The sequence below is a fragment of the Rathayibacter sp. AY1G1 genome, assembly GCF_002932095.1.
Lineage (GTDB): Bacteria > Actinomycetota > Actinomycetes > Actinomycetales > Microbacteriaceae > Rathayibacter.
Genome location: NZ_PSUZ01000016.1, coordinates 61,782 through 88,766 on the forward strand (window position 1 = coordinate 61,782; position 26,985 = coordinate 88,766).

The window sequence follows — 26,985 nt, forward strand, 5'->3', positions numbered from 1 at the left end:
TGGGTCGTGCGGAGGGGGGTGGGGCTGCGTGCTCTAGAGCATGCACGAGACGCACTGGTCGAGCTCGGTGCCCTCGAGCGCCAGCTGACGGATGCGGATGTAGTAGATCGTCTTGATGCCCTTGCGCCAGGCGTAGATCTGGGCGCGGTTGACGTCGCGGGTGGTCGCCGTGTCCTTGAAGAAGAGCGTGAGCGAGAGGCCCTGGTCGACGTGCTGCGTGGCCGCGGCGTAGGTGTCGATGATCTTCTCGTAGCCGATCTCGTACGCGTCCTGGTAGTACTCCAGGTTGTCGTTCGTCATGAACGGCGCCGGGTAGTAGACGCGGCCGAGCTTGCCCTCCTTGCGGATCTCGATCTTCGACGCGATCGGGTGGATCGAGGACGTCGAGTTGTTGATGTACGAGATCGAGCCGGTCGGCGGGACGGCCTGCAGGTTCTGGTTGTAGATGCCGTGCTCCATGACCGAGGCCTTGAGCGCACGCCAGTCGTCCCGGGTGGGGACCGCGATGCCCGAGTCGGCGAAGAGGCGGGAGACGCGCTCGGTGGCCGGCGCCCACTCCTTCTCGGTGTAGGTGTCGAAGAACTCGCCCGAGGCGTACGTCGAGTCGGCGAAGCCCTCGAAGGTGGTGCCGCGCTCGATGGAGAGGTTGTTGGAGGCGCGCAGGGCGTGGAACAGCACCGAGTAGAAGTAGATGTTGGTGAAGTCGATGCCCTCCTCGGATCCGTAGTGGATCCGCTCGCGGGCGAGGTAGCCGTGCAGGTTCATCTGGCCGAGGCCGATGGCGTGCGACTTGTCGTTGCCGTCCTCGATCGAGCGGACCGAGGTGATGTGCGACTGGTCGGACACCGAGGTGAGGCCGCGGATCGCGGTCTCGATGGTGCGGCCGAAGTCGGGCGAGTCCATCGTCAGCGCGATGTTCAGCGAGCCGAGGTTGCAGGAGATGTCCTTGCCGATCTGCGCATAGGAGAGGTCCTCGTTGTAGGTCGTCGGAGTGTTGACCTGGAGGATCTCGGAGCAGAGGTTGGACATGTTGATGCGGCCCTTGATCGGGTTCGCCTGGTTCACCGTGTCCTCGAACACGATGTAGGGGTAGCCCGACTCGAACTGGATCTCGGCGATGGTCTGGAAGAACTCGCGCGCCGAGATCTTGGTCTTCTTGATGCGCGGGTCGTCGACCATCTCGCGGTACTTCTCCGAGAGGGAGATGTCGCCGAAGGGGATGCCGTAGACGCGCTCGACGTCGTAGGGCGAGAAGAGGTACATGTCCTCGTTGTTCTTCGCGAGCTCGAACGTGATGTCGGGCACGACGACGCCGAGGGAGAGCGTCTTGATGCGGATCTTCTCGTCGGCGTTCTCGCGCTTGGTGTCGAGGAAGCGGAGGATGTCGGGGTGGTGCGCCGAGAGGTACACCGCTCCCGCGCCCTGGCGCGCGCCGAGCTGGTTGGCGTAGCTGAAGCTGTCCTCGAGGAGCTTCATCACGGGGATGATGCCCGAGGACTGGTTCTCGATCTGCTTGATCGGGGCGCCGGCCTCGCGGATGTTCGAGAGCGAGAGGGCGACGCCGCCGCCGCGCTTGGAGAGCTGGAGCGCGGAGTTGATGCCGCGGGCGATCGACTCCATGTTGTCCTCGATGCGGAGCAGGAAGCAGGAGACGAGCTCGCCGCGCTGTGCCTTGCCTGTGTTGAGGAAGGTCGGGGTCGCGGGCTGGAAGCGGCCGGCGACGATCTCCTCGACGAGGGCGGTCGCGAGCGTCTCGTCGCCCTGGGCGAGGCCGAGGGCAGTCATCACGACGCGGTCCTCGAAGCGCTCGAGGTAGCGCTTCCCGTCGAACGTCTTGAGCGTGTACGAGGTGTAGTACTTGAACGCGCCGAGGAAGGTCGCGAAGCGGAACTTCTTCGAGTACGCCAGGTCGTTGAGCTGCTGGATGAACTCGAACGAGTACTGGTCGAGCACGGCCTGCTCGTAGTACTCCTTCTCGACCAGGTAGTCGAGGCGCTCCTTGAGCGTGTGGAAGAACACCGTGTTCTGGTTGACGTGCTGCAGGAAGAACTCGCGAGCGGCCTCGCGGTCCTTGTCGAACTGGATCTCTCCGTTCGGGCCGTAGAGGTTCAGCATCGCGTTGAGCGAGTGGTAGTCCATCTGTGCGGCGTCGCGGGGAGCGTCGATCACTGCTGCGTCCAAAACGTGTCCAATCCTTCGTCGACGGCGCGGACGTCGTCGGGTGTTCCGAATACTTCGAATCGATAGAGGTGCGGCACCTCGCACTTGCGGGCGATGATGTCGCCGGCGAGGCAGTACGCCTCGCCGAAGTTCGTGTTGCCGGCGCCGATGACGCCGCGGATCAGGGAGCGGTTGCACGGATCGTTGAGGAACCGGATGACCTGCTTGGGGACCGCTCCTCCGCCGTTGCCGCCGCCGTAGGTGGGGAGGACGAGCACGTACGGCTCGTGGACGTGGAGCGTGTCGAGGGCGGCTCCGTCGCGGCGGGCGTGGAGCGGGATGCGCTGCGCCGGCCGTCCGAGCTTCTCGATGAACCGGTGCGTGTTCCCCGAGCTGCTGGAGAAGTACACGAGCCCGCTCATCCTTCGGCCCCTCTCCCCGTCAGCTGCTGTTCTCGGTCCCGCCTCCGAGGCGGCTGCGCGGTGAGCCGCAAGGCGGAGGAGGAAGCCGCAGCGGCGCTACGGCGCCCGCCGACGACGTCGCGGATCGCCGTCCGTGCGCCTCAGAGGGTCGCGATCTTGTCGGGGCGGAAGCCGGACCAGTGGTCGTCGTCCGTGATGACGACCGGCGCCTGGAGGTAGCCGAGGGCCTTGACGGCCTCGAGGGCCTTCTCGTCCACGGAGAGGTCGAACACCTCGTAGTCGATGCCCTTGCTGTCGAGGGCGCGGTACGTCGCGGTGCACTGGACGCAGGAGGGCTTGGTGTAGACCGTCACAGCCATGGGTGTCGCCTTTCGGAGGGGGTGTCCCGGTGCCGCTCCCCGACCGGCGGCTCGCGATGCGGGCGGGGTCGGAGGGTGGTCCGGGTGAGTTCTGGGTGCCGGTGGGGCTCTCGCTCCGACCTGCTCAGCAATACTACATATAGGGGGCGGGCCGGTGTCAGCCCACTAGACGTAGTAGTTACAGCCGTGTAGTTATCCACCGGTTCCTCCCCCGTTCATCCACAGGCCGGAGCCCGTGGAACCGCGGAAGGACGCGGATCCGCACGAACCATCCACAGGTGTGGACAGAAGGATCCCGTTCACTGTGTACAACGCGCCACGGCGTGTCGGCATGCCCGACCGGTGGGGTCCGCGCGGCGGCTCGACCACAAGATGTGGTGGTCGGATCGCATCTCGGGGCATGCCCGGACGGTACGCCCGACCACCGACACCGCGAACGGTCAGAGGAGCTGCGCGGCCCACTCCCGGGCGACGGCGCGCAGGTGCGGGAACGGGTCCGCGAGGGCCGCGGACGAGGAGCCCGCCGCCTCCGTCAGCGACACCGCAGCGGTGAAGCCGGGAGTCGGCGCCGCGATCGCCCCGGCGACGAGGAGCGTCCGCGCCCCGGCCGCCTCGGCGAGCGCGAGGACGTGCACCGGGACCTTGCCGGCGGCGGACTGCGCGTCGAAGCGCCCCTCCCCCGTGATGACGACGTCCGCGCCCGCGAGGAGCGCCGGGAGCCCGATCGCCCGTCCGACGGCGTCGGCGCCGGAGGTCGGGCGCGCGCCCCAGGCGAGCAGCCCGAAGCCCGTCCCGCCCGCCGCCCCGGAGCCCGGCGCATCGGGATCCGCGTCCAGGTGCGCAGCGAGACGGCGGAGGCCGCTCTCGAGGAGGAGGACGTCCTCGGGGCCGGCCCCCTTCTGCGGTCCGAAGACGCGGGCCGCCCCGGAGTCGCCGAGCAGCGGGGTCGCGACGTCGCTGAGCACGACCGCGCCTCCGGGCGGCAGAGGACGCAGCGCGCGGAGGTCGGCGGCGGCGAGCGCGGGCAGCGCACCGCCTCCCTCGCCGAGGTCGCGGCCGGAGGCGGTGGAGAAGCGTGCGCCGAGCTCGCGGAGCGCTCCGACTCCGCCGTCGGTCGAGGCGCTGCCGCCGATCGCCAGCAGCAGGGCGTGCGCCCCCGCGTCGAGGGCGGCGGCGATCGCGCGGCCGAAGCCGCGCGTGTGCGCGGTGAGCGGTCGGAGCGGGTCGAGCAGCGTGATGCCGCTCGTGGAGGCGAGCTCGACGACGGCTGTCCCGTCGGGGAGCAGCAGCCACCAGGCGCGGATCGGCCGGGAGTCCGGGCCGGGCACGACGACCGGCAGCCGCTGCGACCCCGGGACCGCGAGCGCGAAGGCCTCGACCGTGCCCTCTCCCCCGTCGGCCATCGGCGCGAGGACGATCTCGTCCCCCGCGCGCGCAGCGCTCCAGCCCTCGGCGATCGCCCGCGCGACCTCGACCGCGCTCGCCGACCCCTTGAAGGAGTCGGGCGCGACGACGACCCTCAGCCTGCCCACGCGCTCAGTGTGGCACCGCGCCCGGCGCGGCCTCGAGCGGTCGCCCGTCCGCGACCTCGGTCGCGTCGCCCCCGTCGCGCGTCCACTCGTGGTGAGCGGCGTGTGCCGAACGAGCGGAGTCGCGGCCTCCTGCGATGGACGCCTGGAGCCGCGCCAACGGGCGCGGAGAGGGCCGCAGCCGCATCGCGTTGCCACTCAGAGCGGGGTCGCGAGCCGGTAGCCGCGCTTGATCACCGTCGCCACGAGCCGCGGTTCGGGGAGGGCCTGACGGAGGCGGCTGACAGCGACGTCGACCGCGTGGTCGTCGAGAGCCTCCGGCGCGGAGGCCGCGAGGACGTGACGCGCGACGGTCGCGCCCTCGGCGGCGACGAGAGTCCGGAACAGCGCGAGCGCGACCGGGGTCAGCGCCACCCGGGTCCCGGCCAGGACGGCGTGCCGGCCTCGGAGCTCGAGAGTGCCGAAGGCCGTCTCGATGCGGGGCGACGCCTGCTCGAGGTGCTCGCAGGTCAGGCGGATGAGCGCGCCCATCCGGAACCGGTCCGGCACGACCGGGAGGATCCCTGCCTCGACCAGGGGTGCTGCGGTCACGGGGCCCACGGCGGCGGCGACCACCGTCTCGCGGAAGGCCGCCTGGAGGTCGTCGAGGCGGCCCGCGGCCTCCGCGACCGTGAAGAGCGCCTCCACCGCCGGCGCGCTGGTGAAGGTGACGGCGTCGATGCCCCCTCCGCAGACCGCGTCGATCAGCCGCAGCACCCGGGCGGAGTCCTCGTGCACGCTCCAGCGGTAGGGCGCGGCCGTGAGCACCCGGGCGCCGGCGTCGCGGAGACGCTGCAGCTGAGCCGGGTCGGTGAATCCGTGCAGCTGCACCGCGATCGTGCGGCCGGCGACGCCCTCGCGCAGGGCCAGGTCGACGAGGGAGGTGGTCGTCTCGCGCTCGCTCATCCCGTGGTCGTCGAGACCCGCCGCACGGATCGCTCCGCGCGCCTTGGGTCCGCGGACGAGGATCCGCGCGGAGGACAGCGCGTCGGCCAGCTCGATCCCCGCGGCGTCCGCGGCCTCGAGCCAGCGCCGCAGGCCGTAGGAGGTGGTGGCGAGGAGCACGTCGGGACGGGCGGCGACGATGGCGCGGGTCTCCTCCTCGAGCGCGCCCTCGGTGTCGACGCCGCGCATGCGGATGGTGGGGGCGTGCGTGACGGCGGCACCGCGGCGCTCGAACGCGGCGATCAGGTCCTCGGAGCGGCGGTCGGAGGTGACCCCGATGCGGAAGCCGTCCAGCTGGTCGGGTCGGAACCCCACGGCGGCGTCGGGATCGGTGCCGGTCATGCTCGGCCCCCTCGGGGTCTCACGCGGTCAGTGCATCGACCGCTCGGGCGATGCTCTCGGGGTCCCCCGCATCATGGCACGCGGCCTGCCGGACCACCTCGCCGATGACGATCACGGCGGGCGAGCGCGGTGCCAGCTCGGCGAGCAGGCCGAGCACTGCGCCGACCGACGAGACCGTCGTGCGCTGGTCGCGCGACCAGCCCCGCTCGACGATCGCGAGGGGCGTGTCGGCGCGCATCCCGGCGCGCTGCAGCCCGGCGACGAGGTGCGGGAGGGTGTTCACGCCCATCAGCACCACGATCGTCCCGCCCAGCCCGGCCAGATGGCCGAGCTCCTGCTCGCTGAACGGCGCATGGCCCGAGACCACGGTGAAGGCCCTGCTGACCTCGCGGTGGGTGACCGGGATCCCGGCGGCGGCGGGCACCGAGATCGCGCTGGTCACTCCGGGGACGACCGTGGAGCCGACGCCGGCGAGCCGGCACGCGCGCACCTCCTCCGACCCGCGGCCGAACACGAACGGATCGCCGCCCTTGAGGCGCACGACGTCCAGACCCGCGAGGGCCCGCTCGATCATCAGCCGCTCGATCTCGTGCTGCGGCACCGCATGATGACCCGGCGTCTTGCCGACGTCGATCAGCTCGGCGCCGGGCGCCCACTCGGCCAGGCCCTCGTGCGGACCGAGCCGGTCGAAGAGCACCACGTCCGCGTCGCGGAGGGCGCGGCGGGCGGCGAGGGTCATCAGATCCGGATCGCCGGGGCCGCCGCCGACGATGCTGACGTGCCCGACCGGCCGGGTCGGCGCGGGGGCCTCGTCGACGATCCAGGGGCAGAGCTCGGCCGCCGCTGCTCGGAGCGGCGCCGGCCCCTCCACCCACACGATCAGGGCCGGGGGCGCCGGGGTGAGCGCGTCCTCCGCCTCGTGCCGCTCGACGAGTGCGCCGGCGGCTCGGTAGCGGGCGAGCACGCGGCGGGTCCCGGAGGCGGTGCCGATCACGAGCACGCGGCGTCCGGCGAGGTCGAGGGAGAGCTGCATCACGAGTCCGATCCGATCCCGGCCGGACCGACGGGGATCCTCGGCCCCGCGACCAGCACGGGTCCGTCCGGTCTCTCGTCCCGGCCGGCGGGCCGGACCTGCCCGCGCTCGCGCACGGTCGCGACGCGCGGATCCGCGGTGTCCGGGGCGTTCACGAAGGAGCGGAAGCGGCGGAGCCGGTCGGGATCGGCGAGGGTCGCCGCCCACTCGTCGACGTAGGTGTCGACGTGCGTGGCCATGGCGGCCTCCAGCTCGGCGGCGATGCCGAGCGAGTCCTCGCAGACCACCTCGCGCACGTGGTCGAGTCCGCCGGGGAGCTCCTCCTGCCAGCGGGCGGTGCGCTGGAGCCGCTCGGCCGTGCGCACGTAGTACATGACGTAGCGGTCGATGTAGCGCACCAGGGTCTCGTCGTCGAGGTCCTGCGCGAGCAGCTGGGCGTGCGCCGGCTGGTAGCCGCCGTTGCCGCCGACGTAGAGGTTCCAGCCGAGGTCGCTCGCGATGACGCCGATGTCCTTCCCCCGCGCCTCGGCGCACTCGCGGGCGCAGCCGCTGACCCCGAGCTTGAACTTGTGCGGCGAGCGGAGACCCCGGTACCGCTCCTCGAGGAAGACCGCCATCCCGACCGCGTCCTGGACTCCGAAGCGGCACCAGGTCGATCCGACGCACGACTTGACCGTGCGCAGCGACTTGCCGTACGCCTGACCCGACTCGAAGCCGGCGTCGACGAGGAGGCGCCAGATCTCGGGCAGCTGCTCGAGGCGGGCGCCGAACATGTCGATCCGCTGCCCGCCGGTGATCTTCGTGTAGAGGCCGTACTGCTCGGCGACCTCGGCGATCACCTTGAGCTTCGCCGGCGTGATCTCGCCCCCGGGGATCCGCGGGACGACGGAGTAGGTGCCGTCCTTCTGCATGTTGGCCAGGGCGCGGTCGTTGGTGTCCTGCAGCGGCGCCTGGCCGCCGTCGAGGATGTAGGCGTTCGTCTGGGTGGCGAGGACGGAGGCGATCACCGGCTTGCAGACGTCGCAGCCCAGCCCGGAGCCGAAGCGCTCCATCACCTGCTCGGCCGAGTGCAGCCCGAGGATGCGGACCGACTCGAACAGCTCGCTGCGGCTGAGCGCCACGTGCTCGCAGAGGGCGCGGGAGACCTCGACGCCCGCACGGATCAGCTCCGTGTCGAGCAGCTTCTTCACCAGGGGCACGCACGATCCGCACTGGGTGCCCGCGCGGGTGCAGGCCTTGAGCGGCCCCAGCTCGGTGCACCCCTCGCCGATCGCGTGGCGGACCTCGCCGACCGAGACGTTGTTGCACGAGCAGACCTGGGCGTCGTCCGGAAGGTCGCCCGAGGGCGCCTCCGCCCCCGCCGCCGCGAGGTAGGCGCCGGGCTCGGCCGGCAGCTCGCGCCCCAGCAGCGGGCGGAGGGAGGAGTAGGGGCCCGCGTCGCCGACGAACATCCCGCCGAGCAGCGTGCGCGCATCGTCCGAGACGACGACCTTCTGGTAGAGACCGCGGGCCGGATCGGCGTAGACGACCTCGAGCGCTCCCTCCGTGGTGCCGAGGGCGTCGCCGAAGCTGGCGACCTCCACGCCCGAGAGCTTGAGCTTGGTGGCGTCGTCGACCCCCGGGAAGGTCGCGTCGCCGCCGAGGATCCGGTCGGCGACCACCTCCGCCATCGCGTTGGCGGGTGCGACGAGCCCGACCGTGCGGCCGGCGATCGCGGCGACCTCGCCGATGGCCCAGACTCCCGCCCTGCTGGTGCGGCAGGCCTCGTCGACGACCACGCCTCCGCGCGGTGCGACCTCGATCCCGACCGCTCGGGCGAGCTCGTCGCGCGCCGTGATCCCGATGGAGAAGACCACGAGATCGGCGCTGATGCTGCTGCCGTCGGTCAGCGCGACGCCGAGCACCGTCCCCGTCGGCGAGGTGAGGATCGCGGTGGGCCGGTTGCCGAGGTGCAGCGCGATCCCCTGCGCCGAGATGATGCGGCCGAGGGCCTGCCCGGCGCCCTCGTCGAGCTGCGCGCTCATCAGCCAGCGGCCGGAGTGGACGAGGGCGGTGCGCGCACCGAGCCGGTGCGCGCCTCCCGCCGCCTCGAGGCCGAGCAGACCGCCGCCGACCACGACCACGATCGCGGGGCGTCCGCGCCGGGCGCGGAACGCGGCGAGCTCGGCGACGAGCCCGTCCACGTCCTCGAGCGTGCGGTAGACGCGGCCGTGCTCGGCGCCCTCGATCGGCGGGACCGTGGCGGAGGAGCCCGTCGCCAGGACGATCTCGTCGCCCTCGAGGGAGCGGCCGTCCGCGAGCTCGACGCGCAGGCGGTCGGGATCGATCGCGACGACACGGGAGGAGGTGATCAGCCGCGCCGACTCCCACAGAGCGCCGTCGCCCAGAGTCAGGTCGTGCTCGCCGTCGAGGCGCTTCGAGAGTGCGACGCGGTCGTAGGGACGGTGCACCTCCTCGCCGAGGACGGTGATCTCCAGCGCCTGGTCGCCGGCCCGGGCGACGAGCGCGTCGACCAGGCGGTGCGCGGCGGGTCCCGCTCCGACGACGAGCACGCGTCGGGGCCGGGCGGCGGGGTTCGCTCCAGGAGTCATGACGTCCACCGTAGGGACGGCCCGTTTCCCCGCCGTTGCCCCTGTGTAACAGCGTGTGACGCGCGCCTCTCGGCGAGCGCCGCAGGCCGTGAGGGCTTCGTTACGCCCGTGACACCGGAGGCGTGCTCGCACGAAACGCGCGATCCCTACCGTTGCCTCATCGCGTCCGACCGGATGCGGTGGCCCACCCGCAGGAAGAAGGCGCAGCGATGACCCTCCTCGATCGGCTCGCCCCCGCGACCGCCACCACCTGGGTGCCGGTCTGCGCCGTCGGCGACCTCGAGCCGCTCTGGGGCGAGGCCGCCCTGGTCGGCGGTGTGCAGCTCGCCCTGTTCCTCCTGCCCGACGGGCGGGTGCGGGCCGTCTCGAACCTCGACCCCGCGACCGGCGCCGCCGTGCTCTCACGCGGCATCGTCGGCTCGCGTCTGGTCGACGGGGTGCAGCGGCCCACGATCGCCTCGCCCCTGCACAAGGACGTCTTCGACCTCGAGACCGGCGCCTGCTTCACACGAGCGGAGCTGCACCTCGCCACCTGGCAGGTGCGCGAGAGCGACGGCACGATCGAGGTCGCCCAGCGGACCGCTGTGGTCGCCGCGTCCCACGGGACCTCCGACGACGACGGGAGACGTGCCGTCGCCGCGCTGGTCGAGGCGGTCCGCCGGGCCAACCCGGCGCTGGACGTGCTCGACTCCTTCGTCGACGTGCAGCAGCCCGACGTCCCTGCGACCCTGGGCTCTCTCGAGCCGGGCCGGCCGGCGGTGGTCGTGCCGCTGCTGCTCTCGGCCGGCTACCACGTGCACGTCGACCTGGCCGAGGCCGCGGCGGAGGCGGAGCGGCCGGTGCGGGTCTCGGGCGCGCTCGGACCCGATCCCCGCCTGGCGCGCGTGCTCGCCCGCCGGCTCCACGAGGCAGGGCTCGACGACGGCGACCGCGTCGTGCTCGCCGCTGCCGGCTCGAGCGACGCCGGTGCCGTCGCGGACTGCTGGACCACCGGCCGCCTCCTCGCCGCCGAGCTCGGCCGCGAGGTGAGCACCTCGTTCATCTCGGCCGCCGAGCCGCGGATCGCGGAGGCGGTCGCCGCCGAGCGCGCCGCCCACCCCGGCGCGCGCGTCGTGGTCGCCACCTACCTGCTCGCGCCCGGCTACTTCGCCGGCCTGGCCGCCTCCGCGGGGGCCGACCTCGCCTCCGCTCCCCTCCTCACCGCCGTCGATCCGCCCGCCCGCGAGCTGGTCGACATCGTCTCGGAGCTGTTCGGGCGCAACGCCTGACGCCTCCTCCCCGCACCACCACCGCTCCACCTCCCCGTCCCGAGCGCGCCCTCGCGCGCGCCGCCCACCCTCCGGAGGACCACGATGACTGCTGCACCCCCGACCACCGTCCCCACGACCGCCGCCACATCCACCGGCATCATCCGACGGCCGGGCCGCTGGATCGACGGCTGGAACCCCGAGGACCCCGCCCAGTGGGAGGCGGAGGGACGCTCCGTCGCCGCTCGCAATCTGAGGTGGTCGATCTTCGCCGAGTTCCTCGGCTTCGTCGTCTGGCAGCTCTGGTCGGTCGTCGTCGTCTCGCTGCCGGCGGCCGGGTTCGCCTTCGACACCGGGCAGATCTTCTGGCTCATCTCGATGCCGAGCCTCGTCGGCGCCACCCTGCGGATCCCGTACACGTTCATGGTCCCCCGCTTCGGCGGCCGCAACTGGACGATCGTGTCGGCGGGCCTCCTGCTGATCCCGAGCGTCGGACTCGGCATCGCGGTCTCGAATCCGGAGACCCCGTTCGGCGTCATGCTCCTGGTGGCCGCGCTCGCCGGCTTCGGCGGCGGCAACTTCGCCAGCTCGATGGCGAACATCACCTTCTTCTACCCGCACGCGCAGAAGGGCTGGGCTCTGGGGCTCAACGCCGCGGGCGGCAACCTGGGCGCCTCCGTCGCGCAGCTCGTCGTGCCGATCGCGATCACCGTCGGCGCCGCGGCCACGCTGAACCTGCCGATCGCTGGCTTCCTCTGGGTCCCCCTGATCGTCGTGGCGATGATCGGCGCCGCCAAGCGCATGGACAACCTCTCGACCGCGAAGTCCGACGTCGCCGCCTCCCTCGCCGCGCTCCGCGAGCCGCACCTCTGGCTGCTGGCCGTGCTCTACATCGGCACCTTCGGGTCCTTCATCGGATTCGCCGGCGTGTTCCCGAAGCTCATCGCCGACACCTTCCCCGAGTTCTCCGGCTTCGCCGTCGGCTCGGCGACGGTCGGCCTCGCGTTCCTCGGCTCCCTGGTGGGCTCGCTGTCCCGCCCCTCCGGCGGCCGTCTGGCCGACCGCTTCGGCGGAGCGCCTGTCACGGTCCTCGCCTTCGTCGCCATGGGCGCCGGGATCCTCGGCGTGATCGCGACACTGCCGCTCGGCAGCTTCTGGCTCTTCCTCGCCTGCTTCCTCGTGCTCTTCTCGGCGGCCGGTATCGGCAACGGCGCGACCTACCGCATGATCCCCACGGTGTTCGCCCTCCGCGCCCGCCAGCGCGGCGACGACGGCATCGGCGCCCAGCGCACGTCCGCCGCGGCGCTCGGCCTGATCTCGGCGATCGGCGCCTACGGCGGCTTCGTGATCCCCCAGCTGCTCGGCTTCTCCAAGACCGAGTTCGGCGACTACACCACGGCGCTGGGCTGGTTCGTCGGCGCCTACGCGGTGATGCTCGCGATCACGGCCGGCGTCTACCTCCGCCTCGCCGCGAAGACGGGGACCCGGATCTGACGATGAGCGCCCCCGCCCCGACCGACTCCCACTGCCCGTACTGCGCCCTGCAGTGCGCGATGACGCTGACACCCGCGGCGGGCCCCGTACCCGTGGCGGTCGAGGGGAGGGAGTTCCCGACGAACCGGGGCGGGCTCTGCGCCAAGGGCTGGACCTCCGCCGAGCTGCTGGCGAGCGGACAGCGCCTGGTCTCCCCGCTGCTGCGCGGCGCCGACGGCGTCCTCGCGGAGGCGTCGTGGGAGGAGGCGCTCGACGCGGTCGCCGGGGCGGTGCGCGGCGTCCGGGAGCGGCACGGCGCCGACGCGGTGGCCGTCTTCGGCGGCGGGGGCCTCACCAACGAGAAGGCCTACCAGCTCGGGAAGTTCGCTCGGATCGCTCTCGGCACCTCCCGGATCGACTACAACGGCCGCTTCTGCATGTCCTCGGCCGCGGCGGCCGGCAACCGCGCCTTCGGCGTCGATCGCGGACTGCCGTTCCCGGTGTCCGACCTCGACGACGCCGACACGATCCTGCTCCTGGGCTCGAACGTCGCCGCGACGATGCCGCCGCTTCTCGCCCACTTCGCCGGTGCCCGCTCGCGGGGCGGCCTGGTGGTCGTCGACCCGCGCCGCTCGGCCACCGCGCGGCTGACGGAGGACGGCGCCGGCACGCATCTGCAGCCCGCTCCCGGGACGGATCTGCCGCTCCTGCTCGGGCTGATCCACCTGGTCTTCGCCGAGGGCCTCGCCGACACCGCCTACCTCGCCGCGCGCACGACCGGCGCCGAGGCGGTGCGCCGCAGCGTCTCGGCGTGGTGGCCGGAGCGCACGTCCGCGGTCACGGGCGTGCCGACCACGCTCCTCCGCTCCCTCGCGCGCCGGCTCGCCGCGGGGCGGTCGTTCGTCCTGACCGGCCGCGGGGTCGAGCAGCACGTCGACGGCACCGACACCGCGACCGCCGCGATCAACCTCGCTCTCGTGCTCGGCCTGGTGGGCCGCGAGGGGTCGGGGTACGGCACGCTCACCGGTCAGGGCAACGGCCAGGGCGGACGCGAGCACGGCCAGAAGGCCGATCAGCTCCCGGGGTACCGCTCCATCCGCGATCCGGAGGCGCGGCGCCACGTCGCCGCCGTCTGGGACGTGACGCCCGAATCGATCCCCGGCCCGGGCCTGCCCGCCACCGCCCTGCTCGCCGAGCTCGGACGCTCCGTGCACTGCCTGCTGGTGCACGGCTCCAACGTGGTCGTCTCGGCTCCGGACGCCGACGCCGTCCGCGCCGGGCTCGAGGCCCTGGACACGCTGGTCGTCTGCGACTTCTTCCTCTCCGAGACCGCCGCGCTGGCCGATGTGGTGCTCCCGGTGCCGCAGTGGGCGGAGGAGGAGGGCACGATGACCTCGCTCGAGGGCCGGGTGCTCCGCCGCCGCCGGGCGATCGACCCGCCGGCGGGAGTGCGCAGCGAGCTCTGGATCATGAGCGAACTGGCGCGCCGTCTCGACGCCCCCTCGAGCTGGTCGACCGTCCCCGCGGAGGTGTTCGACGAGCTGGCCCGCGCGTCCGCGGGAGGCGTGGCCGACTACTCCGGCCTCTCGCACGCCCTGCTCGACACCGGGATCGCCGCCCACTGGCCCTACCCCGCGGGCGGCACGGGGACGCCGCGCCTCTTCGCTGAGCGCTTCGGGCACCCCGACGGCCGGGCGCGCCTGGTCGCCGTCATCCCCGCCGTCCCTGACGTCGTGGACCGCGGCGAGGAGCTGACCCTGGTGACCGGCCGCTACCTCCAGCAGTATCAGTCGGGCACCCAGACCCGGCGGGTCGCGGAGCTCGATGCGGCCCGCCCGGAGGCTCGACTCGAGATCCACCCGGCGACCGCCTCCCGGCTCGGCGTCAGCGACGGAGCACCTGTGGCGATCGGGAACGCGCGCGGCGTGGTCCGCGCCCGCGCGAGCGTCACCGCGGACATCCGCCACGACACGGTGTTCCTGCCCTTCCACTACGCGGGTGAGCAGTGTGCGAACCTCCTCACCGAGGCCGTCGTGGACCCGGTGTCGTCGATGCCCGAGTTCAAGCGCACGCGGGTCTGGGTCCGCGCGGAAGGGACGGCACATGCCTGAGACACCTCCCGAGCGGATCGTCCTGATCGGCTACGGACCCGTCGGCTCGCGCTTCGTCGAGGAGCTGCTGCCGGCCGTGCGGGCCGGTCTGGTCGCGCTGACGGTCGTCGGCGCCGAGGGCGACGACCCCTACAACCGTGTCCTGCTCGCGGAGTACGCCGTCGGCCGGGCGACCCGCGAGCGCCTCGACCTCGGCGACCGGACGGCGGCGGAGGCGGCGGGCGTCGTCCTGCGCCTGGGAGCGGCCGTCGTGGGGATCGACCGCGCGCGGAACGTCGTGCGGCTGCACGACGGCGAGCGGCTCCCCTACGACCGCCTCGTCCTGGCGACCGGCGCCCGGGCGAACGTGCCGACCCTCGCCGGGATGGAGCGGGCCCGACGTGAGCGGACGGTGCGCGCCGCCGATCCGGAGTCGCTCGACGCGGGCTCCCGGCCCCTCCCGGAGAGGGTGGTGGCGCTGCGAGACCTGGCCGACGCCCGGGTGGTCCGCGAGGCCGTGCGCTCCGGCGCTCGCCTCGTCGTGCTCGGGGCGGGAGTGCTCGGGATCGAGTTCGCCCTCGCCGCCGCCGAGCAGGGCGCGCAGGTGGTGGTCGTCTTCCACGGCGACATCCCGATGGCCCGCAATCTCGACACGGGCGGGGGGCGGATGCTGGCCGCGGCCGCCCGCGCGGCCGGCGTCGAGATGGTGGCGCACGCCCGGTCCGAGAGCGTCCTGCTCGCGCACGACGACCGCGGCCGTGCGCACTTCCAGGCGCTCGTCTGCGCTGACGGCAAGCAGATCGAGGGGGATCTGCTGGTGCTCTCGTGCGGTGTCGGTGCGCGGGTCGAGCTGGCCGCGGGCGCGGAGCTCGCCGTCTCGACCGGGATCCTCGTCGATGAGCAGCTGCGCAGCTGGAGCGACCCGGACGTCTTCGCGATCGGCGACTGCGCGCACGTCGCCCCCCGCGGCTCGGCCCTCCCCGACGGCCGCGTGCCCGGCGGACCGAGCGGACTGATCGGTCCGGGATGGGAGCAGGCGGACCGGCTCGCAGCGCGGATCCGGGCGGAGGCTGAGGGCCGCTGCGGCGAGGAGCGCGTCCCCGACGCCCGACCGGCGGTCGTGATGCTGAAGGCCGAGGGTGTCGACCTCGTGGCAGGAGGCGACGTGGCCCCGGAGCCGTGGGACCCGCACCGCCCGGGCGAGGAGCACCTCGAGGTGACGCTGTGGGCTGACCCCGCCCGCGGCGGCTACGCCAAGCTCGTGACCGCAGGAGGAGTGCTGCGCGGGTTCGTCTCGGTGGGTCTGCCCCGGGTCGGCGCCGAGCTCAGCCTCCTCTTCGAGCGGGGCTCGGAGCTGCCGGCGGACCGGTCGAGCCTCCTGCGTCTGGACGCCCCGGATGCGGGCGCCGCGGCGACCGGCGATCCGTTCGCCCCCGATGCCACGGTCTGCTGGTGCAACGGCGTGACGGCGGCGGTGATCACCGATGCGGCTGCGGCGGGACACGGGACGGTCGCCTGCGTCGGGCGGGCGACCCGCGCCGGCACGGGCTGCGGCGGCTGCACCGGTCGTATCGCCGAGCTGCTCGCGCGGACGGCGGTCCCCGCCTGATCGCCGCGAGGACCGGGCCTCGCCGCCTCAGCGGTCGAGCGCCTCCGCGAGGCGCCGGGTGACCGCCCGCAGTTCGAGCTCGACCCCGCGGACGCGCTCGTCGAGAGCCGCCGCGGTGTCGGCGGCCTGCTCGGCGGCCGTCGCACCCGCCGCCTCGGACGAGGCGCGGTCGGCCGCGACCGACGCGCTGAGCTCGTCCAGCGCCGCCCGGAGGCCCGCCGACTCGTCGCGCAGCACGGAGACGTCGCCCTGCACCGCGCTCAGCTCGCCGCGGAGCCCGGCCACCTCGTCGCGCAGGGCCGCCGTCTCGGCGCGCAGCTCCTCCGTGCGCAGCCGCGCCTGCTCGAACCAGGGGGCGACCAGCCGGTGCACGGCGTCGCGGAGCACGACGCCGCCGCGGCCGAGCCGGGTGGGCGCCGAGCCGGGGTCCTGGAGGAAGTCGTGGTCAGTGGTCATCGTCGTGGTCCCGTCCGGAGAAGCGGCGGTGGAGCACGTCCATCGCCCGCAGATCCTTGTCCATGATGTCGGCCTCGAGGGTGGTGTCGGCGAGGCGGTCGGCGAGGCCCGGCCGGGAGCGGCGCTCGAGCGAGGCCTCGATCAGCTCGACGGAGCGCTCGAACGAGAGCGGTCCGCGCGCCGCGGCCCGGCCCCGCCGACCGAGCGCCTCGAGGTCCACCGCCCCGCTCGCCACGTCCCGCATCGCCTCGAGGAGCGCCGGGGCGGAGCGGGTGATCTTGATGCAGTCGACGCCGTCGATGAGGAACTCCGCTACTCCGCTGGCCGCCGTCACGATCGGCACGGCGCCCGCCGCGGCCGCCTCGACCGGCGCGACGCCGAACGCCTCTCCGGCCCAGGTCGGGAAGAGGAACGCGTCGGCGCGGCCGTGCGCGGCGAGCACCTCGGCGTGCGGCGTCGCTCCGTGGAACTCGACCAGGCCGGCCAGGCCCGCCTCGTCCGCCCGGGCGCGCCAGCCGTCCACGTCTCCGTCGCCGTAGAGGTCCACGCGGAAGTCGCGGGTCTCCTCCGCGAGAGACGCCGCCGCCTCCAGCACCAGCCCGACGCCCTTGTGCTCGCCGAGCGACGCGGCGAACGTGAACCGGGTGGTCCCGCCCTCGCGGTAGCGCCGCGGCTCCGCGGTGTCGGGGGGAACGGACACTCCGCGCCCGATCACCTCGACCTCGCCCAGGCTCAGCCCGCCGGCCTCGATCGCGTCGACGAGGGAGCGGCTGACCGCGACGATCTCGCCGCGGTCGAAGTGGTCGGGGGCCTGGGCGCCGTAGACGCGGAGCACGCGCTCGGGCAGCCCGTCGACCAGGGCGTTCGGGATGCGGTCGCCGAGGTTCCACATCCACGGGGCCTCCACCGCCCGCAGCAGGTCGATCAGCGCGAGGCCGCCGATCCCGAGCAGGTTGAAGGCCACCACGTGGGTCGGCGCGAAGTCGCGCAGCTCCTCGAGCAGGATGCGGGTGTTCTCGAACCGCGAGACGGCGCTCTCGTGGTGCAGCAGCTGAGCGATCTCGCCGCCCGTCTGCGGCAGCGGGAAGTAGGTGCGCAGGCTCAGCGTGCGGTGCACCTCGACGCCCGAGGGCTCCGGCGGCAGGTAGGTCGGCGTGGTCAGCACGCGCACGGTGTGGCCGCGGACCGCCATCGCCTCCGCGACGCGCGCACAGGTCATCTCGTATCCGCCGAGCACCTGCGGCGGGTAGAGGTTGCTCACGAACAGCAGGCGCATCACCGCACCTCCCCTCTCGCGGAGGCGTCCGCCGCGATCCGCGCCGTCACCTCGGGCGTGTAGGCCGCGCGGGCCTGGCGGTCGTTGCCGCCGTCCCAGTAGTTGACGAGGTAGAGCCCGGACTGCTGCGTCCGCGGCACGAACGGGAACAGCTGGGCGCGGGGCTCGATCTGCGCGATCCGGTAGCCGGCGTCGACCGCGCGCACGTGCAGCCAGATGTCGTCGGCGTCCGGGGCGATCTCGCGGAACGCCTCCCCGTGCGCGGCGATCTCGCCGAGGAGCGGGGCGGGCAGCAGCTGCCCGGAGACGGAGGTGCCGAAGACATCGGTCGACGCGCGCGTGTCGGCGACCGGCGTCCAGCTCGTGTACGGAGCCACGGCGCCGTCGACGATCCCCACCCGGTGGGCGCGGTAGCAGAGCACGGTCTCGCGGGGGTAGCGCGAGCGGGCGTCGAGCAGGCCCCTCAGCCAGGTGCGCGGGTACACGATGTCGTCGTCGGAGGTGACGAGGTCGCGCTCCCCCGCCCGGCCCGAGAGCAGGTGCGGGTAGTACTTCGTGTGCACGCGGTAGCCGTCGACCAGGCGGATCTCGACGCCGCGGCGCCGGAGGCGTCGCAGCGGCGCGGGCAGGTCGGCGTGCAGGGCCGGGTCGTCGAGCCAGAGCACCAGGCGCGCGGGCCGGGCGTCGCCGCGGGCGATGGACTCGAGCGCCACGTGGACCCGCTGCAGCCGCTCGCCGTGCGTGGTCATCGTCACCACGACCTCGCCCGCCGGATCGACCGCGGAGCGGCGGGAGACGCGGTTGGCCAGGTCGAGCAGCAGCAGCTCGCGCCGGAGCGCGGGCGAGGGGTGGTCGATCGGCCGGGCGGCGATCACGGCGGCGCGGCGCTCCGAGAGGCGCTGAGGGGCGGAGCGGACGACCCGGGCCGCGGAGCGCAGCCGCGTGCGGGGACGGACACGACGGCCCAGCGCCGCGAGGCGCGTGCGGGGCCGGACGCGCCGGCCGACGGCGGCGAGAGCGGGATGCATCGGTCCAGGTTAGCCGGAGGCGCCCGGGCGCCCTGCGCCGGTCAGGGCTCGTCGACGACCGCGAAGGCCCGCACCGGGAAGGTCCCGAAGCCCCGCACCTTCGGCGGCACAGCGGTGAAGCGCGCCCCTGTCGCCGGCAGCCCGCCGAGGCCGGTGAGGTGCTCGACGACGTGCACTCCCGCGGCGAGGAGGGCCGAGTGCGCGGGCCGCGATCCGCCCGACTCCGTGTCGTCGATGTTCACCGAGTCGATGCCGACCAGCACCGCGCCGGCGGCGACGAGCGCCTCCGCCGCCTCGCCGCTGAGGAAGGGGGCGCCCCTGCCGAACCCGGGCGTGGCGAAGTGCGCGTCCCAGCCGGTGCGGAGGAGGACGGCGGCGCCGCGGACGTCGAGTCCCGCGACCGCGTCCGAGCCGATGCCCCGTTCGGTGGCTCCGGTCGCGTCGACCACGACGGTCGGCAGGTCGACCAGCGTCTCGAGCGGGAGAGCGGCGAGATCGGCTCCGCCTTCGTAGCGGTGGAACGGGCTGTCGAGGTAGGTGCCCGTGTTCCCGATCATCTCGATGACGTCCATCGCGAACTCGGTGCCGGGTGCGTAGGAGGCGCGGGACGCCTCACGGGTGAGGTGCGGCCGGATGCGCGGAGCGGGCAGGCCCGGGTAGGTCACCAGCCCGTCCGCGACGGTGTGGCTGAGATCGACGAAGCGGCGCGAGGAGGTCATGCGCCCGATCCTGGCAGGGGCCGGATCGGGCGCACCATCGAGATGCCGCCCCGCGGGGCGGCGTTCCCGCCTCTACTTCTTCGGCAGCGCCGCCGACAGGTCCGCGATCAGGTCGGACGAGTCCTCGAGGCCCACCGAGAGGCGCACCAGCGACTCCGAGACCTCCAGCGGCGTGCCCTTCACCGACGCGTGCGTCATCTCGCTCGGGTAGCCGATCAGCGACTCGACGCCGCCCAGCGACTCCGCGAGCTGGAACAGCTCGGTCGACTCGGCGAACTTCCGGGCGGCGCGCGGCGTCGCGAGCTCGAGCGAGAGCATCCCGCCGAACCGCGACATCTGGCGCTTCGCCAGCTCGTGGCCGGGGTGCGAGGGCAGGCCCGGGTAGTGCACGGCCGTCACAGCCGGGTGCTCGACGAGGAACTCGGCGACCGCCTGCGCGTTGACGGAGTGGCGCTCCATCCGCACCCCGAGGGTCTTGATGCCGCGGACCGTGAGCCATGCGTCCATCGGGCCCGAGATCGCTCCGACCGCGAACTGCAGGAACGCGATCTTCTCGGCCAGCGGCCCCGAGCGCAGGGCGAGCGCGCCGCCGACGACGTCCGAGTGGCCGCCGAGGTACTTCGTGGTCGAGTGCACGACCACGTCGGCACCGAGGGCCAGCGGCTGCTGCAGGGCGGAGGAGGCGAAGGTGTTGTCGACGACGACGATCAGGTCGTGCGCGTGGGCCAGGTCGGCGAGCTCGGCGATGTCGCTGATGGTCATCAGCGGGTTCGACGGGGTCTCGACCCAGAGCATCTTCGTCTCGCCGGGGACGATCGCCCGCTGCACCTCGCGGAGGTTCGACATGTCGACGGCCGTGTTGCGCACGCCCCAGGCGCTGTGCACCCGGTCGATCAGGCGGTGGCTGCCGCCGTACGCGTCGTTGCCCAGGACGACGTGGTCGCCGGGCGCGAGGGCGGCGCGCAGCAGGGTGTCCTCGGCGGCGAGGCCGGAGGAGAAGGAGTAGGCGACGTCCGCGCCCTCGAGCGAGGCGATGAGCTCCTGGAGCGAGTCGCGCGTCGGGTTCGCCGAGCGGGCGTACTCGTAGCCGCCCCGGAGACCGCCGATGCCGTCCTGGACGAACGTGGAGGTCATGTAGACGGGCGGCACGACCGCCCCGGTGGTCGGATCGAACTCCTGGCCGGCGTGGATGGCGCGGGTGTCGAAGTGCTGCTTCTTGGGCATGGTGCGGGCTCCCTGGGTCGGAGGTGCGGAGGCGGCGGCCGTCAGGCCGTGGCGTAGGTGAGGAGGTCCTGTCGGGTGATCACCGCGACGGGCTTGCCCTCGTCGGTGACGAGGAGGGCGCTGTGCTCGGTGAGCGCGGCGCGGGCGGCGGTGATGCTCTCGCCGAGCCCGATCAGCGCGAGCGCATCGCCCACGCAGTCGCCGAGCGGGTCGTTCATCGAGGCGGATCCGGCGAAGACGCGGTCGAGCAGCTCGCGCTCGTCGACGGCTCCGACGACCTCGCCCATCACGACCGGCGGCTCGGCGGTCAGCACCGGGAGCTGCGAGACGCCGTACTCGGTCATGATGCCGATCGCGTCGCGGATCGTGTCGGTCGGGTGCGCGTGCACGAGCGCCGGGAGGTCGGCCTGCCCGCTCGCCGCCCTCGCGCGGAGCACGTCGCGGACGGTGCCCTCGTCGCGCATCTCGAGGAAGCCGTAGGAGCGCATCCAGCGGTCGTTGAAGATCTTGCCGAGGTAGCCGCGCCCGCCGTCCGGCAGGAGCACGACGACCACGTCGTCCGGCCCGAGACCGGCGGCTGCCTTGAGCGCGACGGAGACGGCGAGCCCGCTCGATCCGCCGACGAGCAGCCCCTCCTCGCGGGCGAGGCGGCGGGTCATCGCGAACGACTCGGCGTCGCTGGAGGCGATGATCCGGTCGACCACGCTCGGGTCGTACGCGCTCGGCCAGAAGTCCTCGCCGACGCCCTCGGTCAGGTACGGGCGACCGCCGCCGCCCGAGTAGACGGAACCCTCGGGGTCGGCGCCGACGATCTGCACGCGGCCCTCCGACACCTCCTTGAGGTAGCGGCCGGCGCCGCTGATGGTGCCGCCCGTGCCGACTCCCGCGACGAAGTGGGTGAGCCGGCCGGCGGTGTCGCGCCAGATCTCGGGGCCCGTGGTCTCGTAGTGGCTGAGCGGTCCGTTGAGGTTCGCGTACTGGTTGGGCTTGAAGGCGCCGGGGATCTCGCGGGCGAGGCGGTCCGAGACGGAGTAGTAGGAGGCGGGGTCCTCCGGAGCGACGGCCGTCGGCGTCACGACGATCTCGGCCCCGTAGGCGGTGAGGACGTTGCGCTTGTCCTCCCCCACCTTGTCCGGCAGCACGAACACGCAGCGGTAGCCGCGCTGCTGCGCGACGAGGGCGAGGCCGATGCCGGTGTTGCCGCTGGTCGGCTCCACGATGGTGCCGCCGGGCTTCAGCAGCCCGTCGCGCTCGGCGGCGTCGATGATGCGGGTCGCGATGCGGTCCTTCGACGAGCCGCCGGGGTTCAGGTACTCGACCTTGACCAGCACGGTCGCCTGCACGCCCGCCGCGACCGGACCCAGCTTCACCAGCGGGGTGTCGCCGATGAGGTCGAGCACCGAATCGGCGTAGGCCATCCCGGTCTCCGGGCGTGCGGGAAGGGCGCGATCCAGGCTCATCCCGCCAGCGTAGCAACCGGCTGCGGGCGTGTGACGGGGGTGGGCGGAGGCACAGGGAGCGGTCTCGGGAGGGGAGTGCCGCCGGTCGCGCCGGTGCCCTATCGTGGGGGTCCGCGAGCGCCGCGGTCAACCCGGAACGGACCCCGAATGACCTCACCGATCGCCGCACCGCCGCGGCGTCCGGCCGACATCCACCTCCTCCGCCTGCTCGGCCCGGCGCTGGTCGCCGGAGTCGCCTACCTCGACCCGGGCAACGTCGCCAGCAACATGACGGCCGGCGCCCGGTTCGGCTACCTCCTGGTCTGGGTGGTGGTGCTCGGCAACCTGATGGCCTGGCTCATCCAGTACCTCTCGGCGAAGCTCGGCCTGATGACCGGCCGCAGCCTCCCCGAGCTGCTCGGCGACCGCCTGCGCGGCCGCTGGGGCCGCCGGGCCTACTGGCTGCAGGCCGAGACGGTCGCGATGGCGACCGACCTGGCCGAGGTGATCGGCGGCGCGATCGCGCTGAACCTGCTCTTCGGACTGCCGCTGCTGGCCGGCGGCGTGGTCACCGGCGCGGTCTCGCTGGTGCTGCTGCTCGTGCAGACGCGGGGCGGGGCGCAGCCGTTCGAGCGGGTGATCACGGCGCTGATGGTGCTGATCGCCGTCGGCTTCACGGTCGGCGTGGTCGTCGATCCGCCGGACGCGGGCGCGACCGTCGCCGGTCTCGTGCCGCGCTTCGAGGGCTCGGAGTCGGTGCTGCTCGCCGCCTCGATCCTCGGCGCGACCGTCATGCCCCACGCGATCTACGCCCACTCCGCGCTCGCCCGCGACCGCTTCGGCCACGTCGAGGGCGTCGGCGCGCGCCGGAGGATCCTGGTCGCCACCCGGATCGACGTGACGATCGCGCTCGCCATCGCCGGCACCGTGAACCTCGCGATCCTGCTCCTCGCCGCGCACTCCCTCGCGGGAGTCGCCGGGACCGACAGCCTCGAGGGCGCCCACGCGGCCATCGGGGCGGCGCTCGGACCGGTGGTCGCGACCCTGTTCGCCGTCGGCCTGCTCGCCTCCGGCCTCGCCTCGACCTCGGTCGGCGCGTACGCGGGGGCCGAGATCATGCACGGTCTGCTCCAGGTGCGGGTGCCGCTCGTCGCCCGTCGTCTGGTCACGCTGATCCCGGCGCTCCTGGTGCTCGCGATCGGCTTCGACCCGACGCGCGCGCTGGTGCTCAGCCAGGTGGTCCTGTCGTTCGGCATCCCCTTCGCGCTCGTGCCGCTCGTGATCCTGACCCGCGACCGCCGCCTGATGGGCGACCAGACGAACCGCTGGTTCACCACCCTCGCCGCCGCCCTGGCCGCCGTCTTCCTCATCGTCCTGAACGGCCTGCTGCTCTGGCTCACCTTCGCTCCTTGAGCGGGGAGCGGCGGCGCATCCTGCTGATCGAGCAGCCCGCTCCTCGGGAGTACCGAGATCCCTCCTGACCGCGCATTGATCCGATCCGAAGCCTCGCTCGTTATCCTCTGAGAGCGCCTCTCAGGCGCCTGCGCCCGCCCCAGGCGCCTTCCGCCCTCAGAACGAGAGACGCCGCCGTGCCCAAAGACACGATGTCCGCCAAGAACCGCGCCCGACAGGAGAAGCTCGAGGCCTACAAGCGCGAGCAGGACCGCCGCAAGCGCGGCTCCCGCATCTGGATCTGGTCGCTGTCGGCCCTGGCCGTCCTCGCTGTCGGCGGGATCGTCGCGGTCACCGTCTTCGGGAACCAGCAGATCGTCGAGGCGCGCGAGATCGACGGCCTGCAGACCTTCGACAACGACGCCACCCACGTCGCCGGCGCCGTCGACTACCCGCAGACCCCGCCGGCGGGCGGCCCGCACAACGCCGTGTGGATGAACTGCGGCGTCTACGACGAGCCCGTCCCGAACGAGAACGCGGTGCACGACCTCGAGCACGGCGCCGTCTGGGCCACCTACGACCCCGAGCTCCCGCAGAGCGAGGTCGACGCGCTGATCGCCGCGATGCCCGACACCTACTCCGTCGTCTCGCCCTACGAGGGCCTCGAGTCGCCCATCGTGCTGAGCGCCTGGGACGCCCAGGTCGCGATCGACTCGCCCGAGGACCCCCGCATCGACGCCTTCGTCGAGCGCTTCTGGCAGTCCTCGAGCGCTCCGGAGCCCGGCGCCCCTTGCACCGGAGGGATCGATGCGCCCGGCAAGCAGTAGGGGCCGGATCCTCGTCGCCGCGGTCGCCGTGGTCGCGCTCCTCCTCGGGGCGGCCGGCGGCTACCTCTTCGGCGCGCTCGCCCCGTTCGCCTCCGCGGCGACGCCCTCGAGCGCCAGCGCCGAAGCGGGCTTCGCGCGCGACATGCAGGTGCACCACCTGCAGGGCGCCGAGCTGGCGATGATCGCCCGCGAGCGCAGCGCCGACGACGAGGTCCTCACCGTCTCGAAGGACATCCTGCTCACCCAGCAGCAGCAGGCCGGGCAGCTCTTCGGCTGGCTGAACTCGTGGGGCCTGCCGCAGGCTGCTCCGGAGCCCTCGATGACCTGGATGGGCCGGCCGACCCTGGCCGGAGCCGCCGACGAGCACTCGTCGATGGGGATGGGGACCGAGGACGGAGTCGTGCCGGCGAGCATGCCCGGTCTCGCGACACCGGACCAGATCACCGCCCTCAGCAGCGCGTCGGGCCGCGACTTCGACCGGATGTTCCTCGAGCTGATGATCGCCCACCACCGCGGCGCGATCGACATGGCCGAGGCGCTGCTCGCCCGGAGCCGCGTGACGGTCGCCACCGACTTCGCCTCCTCCGTCGTGAAGGCCCAGGAGGCCGAGATCTCGCTGATGGAGCAGATGCTCGAGGACCGCCCGGCGGAGTGACCGCCTCCGGCGCGCACGACAGCGGCTGAGACTGGTGCGCCTCCCCCACCGGGAGGGGCACGTGCTCTCCGCCGACGTCGTGCACGGGGCCCGGCGACTCAGACGGCGTCGGCTGCGAGTAGCCCCGCGGAGTCCGGCCGCCGATCCGCGGCTCAGCCCTGGAGGGCCGACTCCGTCTGCTGTGCGTAGAGCGAGGCGTAGAGGCCGCCGAGGCCGAGCAATTCGCGGTGGGTGCCCGATTCGACGATCCGGCCGCCCTCGACGACGTGGATGACGTCGGCCGACACGATGGTCGAGAGCCGGTGGGCGATCGCGATGGTGGTGCGGCCGCGGGCGGCGTCGTCGAGCGCGGTCTGGACGATCCGCTCCGAGACGGTGTCGAGGGCGCTGGTCGCCTCGTCGAGGATGAGGACCGCCGGGTCCTTCAGCAGGACGCGCGCGATCGCGAGCCGCTGCTTCTCGCCTCCGGAGAGCCGGTAGCCGCGCTCGCCGACCAGTGTGTCGTAGCCGTCGGGGAACGACGTGATCGTCGCGTGGATGTTCGCGGCGCGGGCGGCCGCCTCCAGCTCCTCCTGCGTCGCGTCCGGGCGGGCGTAGCGGAGGTTGTCGCCGATCGTCGCGTGGAAGAGGTAGGTCTCCTGGCTGACGATGCCGATGTGCGAGACGAGCGACTCCTGCCGCAGCTCGCGCACGTCGGTGCCGGCGAAGCGCACCGCTCCCCCGGCCACGTCGTAGAGGCGCGGGACGAGGTACGAGATGGTGGTCTTGCCCGCGCCGGAGGGACCGACGAAGGCGACGAACTGGCCCGGCTCGATCGCGACCGAGACGTGGTCGAGCGTCGGGCGCGCGTCCTCCGCCTGGTCGGGGTAGCGGAACACGACGTCGTCGAGCTCGACCCGGCCGAGCTCGCCCGAGACCTCGCGTGCATCGGCGCGGTCCGTGATCGCCGGGCGCAGGTCCAGGTACTCGAAGATGCGGGCGAACAGCGCTCCGGCCGTCTGCAGGTCGAGCGCGACGCGCATCAGGCCCAGGAGCGGCCACATCAGGCGCGCCTGCACGGTGGTGAAGGCCACGACGGTCCCGGCGGTGACGGTGGTGCCGCCGAGGATCAGCCAGGCGGCCACGAGGTACACGATCACGGGGATGACGGAGAGGAAGATCTGCACCATCGCGAAGAACCACTGGCCGGACATCTGCTGCCGCACCTGGAGCTCGATCTGCCGGCCGTTCTCGTCGGCGTAGCGCGTCACCTCCGACTCCTGGCGGCCGAAGCTCTTGGCCAGGAGGATGCCCGATACGCTCAGGGTCTCCTGGGTGATCGCGGTCATCTCGGACAGCGACTCCTGCGTCTTCGTCGCGATGCGCGCCCTCACCTGGCCGACGCGGCGCTGGGCCACGACGAGCACCGGAGTGAGGACGAGGGCGACGATCGTCATCTGCCACGAGAGCAGGAGCATCGCGACGACGGCCGCGATCACGGTGACGGTGTTGCCGAGGACGCTCGAGACGGTGTTCGTGAGCACGTTGGCCACGCCGCCCACGTCGTTGGCGAGGCGCGACTGGATGACGCCGGTGCGGGTGCGGGTGAAGAAGCCGAGCTCCATCGCCTGCAGGTGGCGGAAGAGGCGGATGCGCAGCTCCCCCATGACCGTGTTGCCGACGGTCGCGGTGAGGTAGGTCTGCCAGACGCCGAGGATCGCCGAGAACGCCCAGACCAGCACCATGACGCCGACCAGCTCGAGCAGCACCGGGAGGTTCGGGCGTCCGCCTGGCGGGAAGAGCCCACGGTCGAAGGCCAGCTGAGTGAGGAGCGGGGGCACCACCGTGAGGGCGGCGCCGACGAGCACGAGGATCACGGTGAGCGTGAGCTTGGGGCGGTGGTCGCGGAAGAGTCCCGCGATGCGCCGGAGCAGGTCGTCGACCTTCGGAGCCGCCGCGTTGATCTCCCGCTGGCTGTCCGGATCGCTGCTCGAGATCCTCCCGCCGCGCGCCCCTCCGCGCATCCCGCCGCCTGCCGCGACGTCACCCATCCTGCTCACGGCCGGCGCGTTCATCTCGATCATCGTGCCGCTCATCGTGTTCTTCTCCCTCCAGAGGTTCTTCGTCCGCGGCCTCCTCGCCGGCGCCACC

The 26,985-nt window shown here is 73.1% G+C and carries 21 protein-coding genes and 1 pseudogene; 8 read left to right on the forward strand and 14 right to left on the reverse strand.

The window, feature by feature from the left end:
• Positions 1-33 precede the first annotated feature (33 nt).
• The 7 genes from nrdE to nirB form a co-directional block, all read right to left on the reverse strand.
• On the reverse strand, positions 34-2,139 hold the full coding sequence (gene nrdE / locus C5C36_RS10585; protein ID WP_104309726.1) for a class 1b ribonucleoside-diphosphate reductase subunit alpha: 2,106 nt from the start codon (positions 2,137-2,139) through the stop codon (positions 34-36).
• Positions 2,140-2,165: 26 nt separating this feature from the next.
• Complete coding sequence (gene nrdI, locus C5C36_RS10590) at positions 2,166-2,582, reverse strand: class Ib ribonucleoside-diphosphate reductase assembly flavoprotein NrdI (RefSeq protein ID WP_104224357.1); 417 nt, start codon at positions 2,580-2,582, stop codon at positions 2,166-2,168.
• A 140-nt stretch (positions 2,583-2,722) separates the two neighbouring features.
• Positions 2,723-2,941, reverse strand: coding sequence for a glutaredoxin-like protein NrdH (gene nrdH / locus C5C36_RS10595; protein ID WP_068255139.1), 219 nt, complete (start codon positions 2,939-2,941; stop codon positions 2,723-2,725).
• A gap of 440 nt (positions 2,942-3,381) precedes the next feature.
• Complete coding sequence (locus tag C5C36_RS10600; RefSeq protein WP_219812666.1) at positions 3,382-4,464, reverse strand: glycerate kinase; 1,083 nt, start codon at positions 4,462-4,464, stop codon at positions 3,382-3,384.
• A gap of 204 nt (positions 4,465-4,668) precedes the next feature.
• Positions 4,669-5,796, reverse strand: a complete 1,128-nt coding sequence (locus C5C36_RS10605; RefSeq protein WP_104238252.1) for a uroporphyrinogen-III synthase — start codon at positions 5,794-5,796, stop codon at positions 4,669-4,671.
• Between the two features lie 19 nt (positions 5,797-5,815).
• Positions 5,816-6,829 carry a uroporphyrinogen-III C-methyltransferase gene (cobA, locus tag C5C36_RS10610; RefSeq protein ID WP_104309727.1) on the reverse strand — a complete coding sequence of 338 codons (1,014 nt, stop codon included), beginning with the start codon at positions 6,827-6,829 and terminating at the stop codon, positions 5,816-5,818.
• Complete coding sequence (nirB, locus tag C5C36_RS10615; RefSeq protein WP_104309728.1) at positions 6,829-9,420, reverse strand: nitrite reductase large subunit NirB; 2,592 nt, start codon at positions 9,418-9,420, stop codon at positions 6,829-6,831. Before nirB ends, cobA begins: the two co-directional genes overlap by 1 nt.
• Positions 9,421-9,629: 209 nt before the next feature.
• Between nirB and nirD the strand changes: the two genes are divergently transcribed.
• From nirD to C5C36_RS10635, 4 genes are all read left to right on the forward strand, one after another.
• Positions 9,630-10,688, forward strand: a complete 1,059-nt coding sequence (gene nirD, locus C5C36_RS18185; protein ID WP_104263466.1) for a nitrite reductase small subunit NirD — start codon at positions 9,630-9,632, stop codon at positions 10,686-10,688.
• 84 nt (positions 10,689-10,772) lie between these two features.
• Positions 10,773-12,161, forward strand: a complete 1,389-nt coding sequence (locus C5C36_RS10625) for an MFS transporter (protein WP_104224352.1) — start codon at positions 10,773-10,775, stop codon at positions 12,159-12,161.
• A 2-nt stretch (positions 12,162-12,163) separates the two neighbouring features.
• Positions 12,164-14,251, forward strand: coding sequence for a molybdopterin oxidoreductase family protein (locus tag C5C36_RS10630; protein ID WP_104224351.1), 2,088 nt, complete (start codon positions 12,164-12,166; stop codon positions 14,249-14,251).
• A complete protein-coding gene (locus C5C36_RS10635; protein WP_104224350.1) occupies positions 14,244-15,839 on the forward strand; it encodes an NAD(P)/FAD-dependent oxidoreductase in 1,596 nt (531 codons plus the stop codon). The genes C5C36_RS10630 and C5C36_RS10635 overlap by 8 nt, the downstream gene beginning before the upstream one ends.
• A 27-nt stretch (positions 15,840-15,866) precedes the next feature.
• Here the strand turns inward: C5C36_RS10635 and C5C36_RS10640 are convergent, their stop codons facing one another.
• The 6 genes from C5C36_RS10640 to C5C36_RS10665 form a co-directional block, all read right to left on the reverse strand.
• Positions 15,867-16,295: a hypothetical protein gene (locus C5C36_RS10640; protein ID WP_104224349.1), complete on the reverse strand. Its 429-nt coding sequence runs from the start codon at positions 16,293-16,295 to the stop codon at positions 15,867-15,869.
• On the reverse strand, positions 16,285-17,571 hold the full coding sequence (locus C5C36_RS10645; protein ID WP_104309720.1) for a glycosyltransferase: 1,287 nt from the start codon (positions 17,569-17,571) through the stop codon (positions 16,285-16,287). The genes C5C36_RS10640 and C5C36_RS10645 overlap by 11 nt, the downstream gene beginning before the upstream one ends.
• Positions 17,571-18,599, reverse strand: coding sequence for a glycosyltransferase (locus tag C5C36_RS10650; protein ID WP_104309721.1), 1,029 nt, complete (start codon positions 18,597-18,599; stop codon positions 17,571-17,573). The genes C5C36_RS10645 and C5C36_RS10650 overlap by 1 nt, the downstream gene beginning before the upstream one ends.
• Before the next feature lie 41 nt (positions 18,600-18,640).
• Complete coding sequence (locus C5C36_RS10655) at positions 18,641-19,318, reverse strand: cyclase family protein (protein WP_104309722.1); 678 nt, start codon at positions 19,316-19,318, stop codon at positions 18,641-18,643.
• Positions 19,319-19,390: 72 nt separating this feature from the next.
• Complete coding sequence (locus tag C5C36_RS10660) at positions 19,391-20,542, reverse strand: cystathionine gamma-synthase (protein ID WP_104224345.1); 1,152 nt, start codon at positions 20,540-20,542, stop codon at positions 19,391-19,393.
• A 41-nt stretch (positions 20,543-20,583) separates the two neighbouring features.
• Entirely contained in the window at positions 20,584-21,960 is a 1,377-nt protein-coding gene (locus C5C36_RS10665) for a cystathionine beta-synthase (protein WP_104224344.1), read from the reverse strand.
• Positions 21,961-22,149: 189 nt separating this feature from the next.
• Here C5C36_RS10665 and C5C36_RS10670 point away from each other — a divergent pair, with 189 nt between their 5' ends.
• From C5C36_RS10670 to C5C36_RS10680, 3 genes are all read left to right on the forward strand, one after another.
• On the forward strand, positions 22,150-23,394 hold the full coding sequence (locus C5C36_RS10670; protein WP_104227179.1) for an Nramp family divalent metal transporter: 1,245 nt from the start codon (positions 22,150-22,152) through the stop codon (positions 23,392-23,394).
• A 176-nt stretch (positions 23,395-23,570) separates the two neighbouring features.
• Positions 23,571-24,200 (forward strand): DUF3105 domain-containing protein, encoded by a 630-nt coding sequence (locus C5C36_RS10675; RefSeq protein WP_244230507.1) that lies wholly within the window; start codon positions 23,571-23,573, stop codon positions 24,198-24,200.
• Positions 24,181-24,855, forward strand: a complete 675-nt coding sequence (locus C5C36_RS10680; protein ID WP_104224341.1) for a DUF305 domain-containing protein — start codon at positions 24,181-24,183, stop codon at positions 24,853-24,855. Before C5C36_RS10675 ends, C5C36_RS10680 begins: the two co-directional genes overlap by 20 nt.
• Before the next feature lie 152 nt (positions 24,856-25,007).
• Here C5C36_RS10680 and C5C36_RS10685 read toward each other — a convergent pair whose 3' ends face one another.
• Positions 25,008-26,885 carry an ABC transporter ATP-binding protein gene (locus C5C36_RS10685; RefSeq protein ID WP_104247708.1) on the reverse strand — a complete coding sequence of 626 codons (1,878 nt, stop codon included), beginning with the start codon at positions 26,883-26,885 and terminating at the stop codon, positions 25,008-25,010.
• A 1-nt stretch (position 26,886) separates the two neighbouring features.
• On the opposite strand from C5C36_RS10685, the pseudogene C5C36_RS18075 reads away from it, so the two are divergent.
• Positions 26,887-26,985: pseudogene (locus C5C36_RS18075) on the forward strand (carbohydrate ABC transporter permease); the annotation flags it as partial.

Bases quoted from the DNA above. Each gene is read 5' to 3' on its own strand.
- nrdE (WP_104309726.1), bottom strand. From the start codon at position 2,139: ATGGACTACCACTCGCTCAACGCGATGCTGAACCTCTACGGCCCGAAC.
- nrdI (WP_104224357.1), bottom strand. From the start codon at position 2,582: ATGAGCGGGCTCGTGTACTTCTCCAGCAGCTCGGGGAACACGCACCGG.
- nrdH (WP_068255139.1), bottom strand. From the start codon at position 2,941: ATGGCTGTGACGGTCTACACCAAGCCCTCCTGCGTCCAGTGCACCGCG.
- C5C36_RS10605 (WP_104238252.1), bottom strand. From the start codon at position 5,796: ATGACCGGCACCGATCCCGACGCCGCCGTGGGGTTCCGACCCGACCAG.
- cobA (WP_104309727.1), bottom strand. From the start codon at position 6,829: ATGCAGCTCTCCCTCGACCTCGCCGGACGCCGCGTGCTCGTGATCGGC.
- nirB (WP_104309728.1), bottom strand. From the start codon at position 9,420: ATGACTCCTGGAGCGAACCCCGCCGCCCGGCCCCGACGCGTGCTCGTC.
- nirD (WP_104263466.1), top strand. From the start codon at position 9,630: ATGACCCTCCTCGATCGGCTCGCCCCCGCGACCGCCACCACCTGGGTG.
- C5C36_RS10625 (WP_104224352.1), top strand. From the start codon at position 10,773: ATGACTGCTGCACCCCCGACCACCGTCCCCACGACCGCCGCCACATCC.
- C5C36_RS10630 (WP_104224351.1), top strand. From the start codon at position 12,164: ATGAGCGCCCCCGCCCCGACCGACTCCCACTGCCCGTACTGCGCCCTG.
- C5C36_RS10635 (WP_104224350.1), top strand. From the start codon at position 14,244: ATGCCTGAGACACCTCCCGAGCGGATCGTCCTGATCGGCTACGGACCC.
- C5C36_RS10640 (WP_104224349.1), bottom strand. From the start codon at position 16,295: ATGACCACTGACCACGACTTCCTCCAGGACCCCGGCTCGGCGCCCACC.
- C5C36_RS10645 (WP_104309720.1), bottom strand. From the start codon at position 17,571: ATGCGCCTGCTGTTCGTGAGCAACCTCTACCCGCCGCAGGTGCTCGGC.
- C5C36_RS10650 (WP_104309721.1), bottom strand. From the start codon at position 18,599: ATGCATCCCGCTCTCGCCGCCGTCGGCCGGCGCGTCCGGCCCCGCACG.
- C5C36_RS10655 (WP_104309722.1), bottom strand. From the start codon at position 19,318: ATGACCTCCTCGCGCCGCTTCGTCGATCTCAGCCACACCGTCGCGGAC.
- C5C36_RS10660 (WP_104224345.1), bottom strand. From the start codon at position 20,542: ATGCCCAAGAAGCAGCACTTCGACACCCGCGCCATCCACGCCGGCCAG.
- C5C36_RS10665 (WP_104224344.1), bottom strand. From the start codon at position 21,960: ATGGCCTACGCCGATTCGGTGCTCGACCTCATCGGCGACACCCCGCTG.
- C5C36_RS10670 (WP_104227179.1), top strand. From the start codon at position 22,150: ATGACCTCACCGATCGCCGCACCGCCGCGGCGTCCGGCCGACATCCAC.
- C5C36_RS10680 (WP_104224341.1), top strand. From the start codon at position 24,181: ATGCGCCCGGCAAGCAGTAGGGGCCGGATCCTCGTCGCCGCGGTCGCC.
- C5C36_RS10685 (WP_104247708.1), bottom strand. From the start codon at position 26,885: ATGGGTGACGTCGCGGCAGGCGGCGGGATGCGCGGAGGGGCGCGCGGC.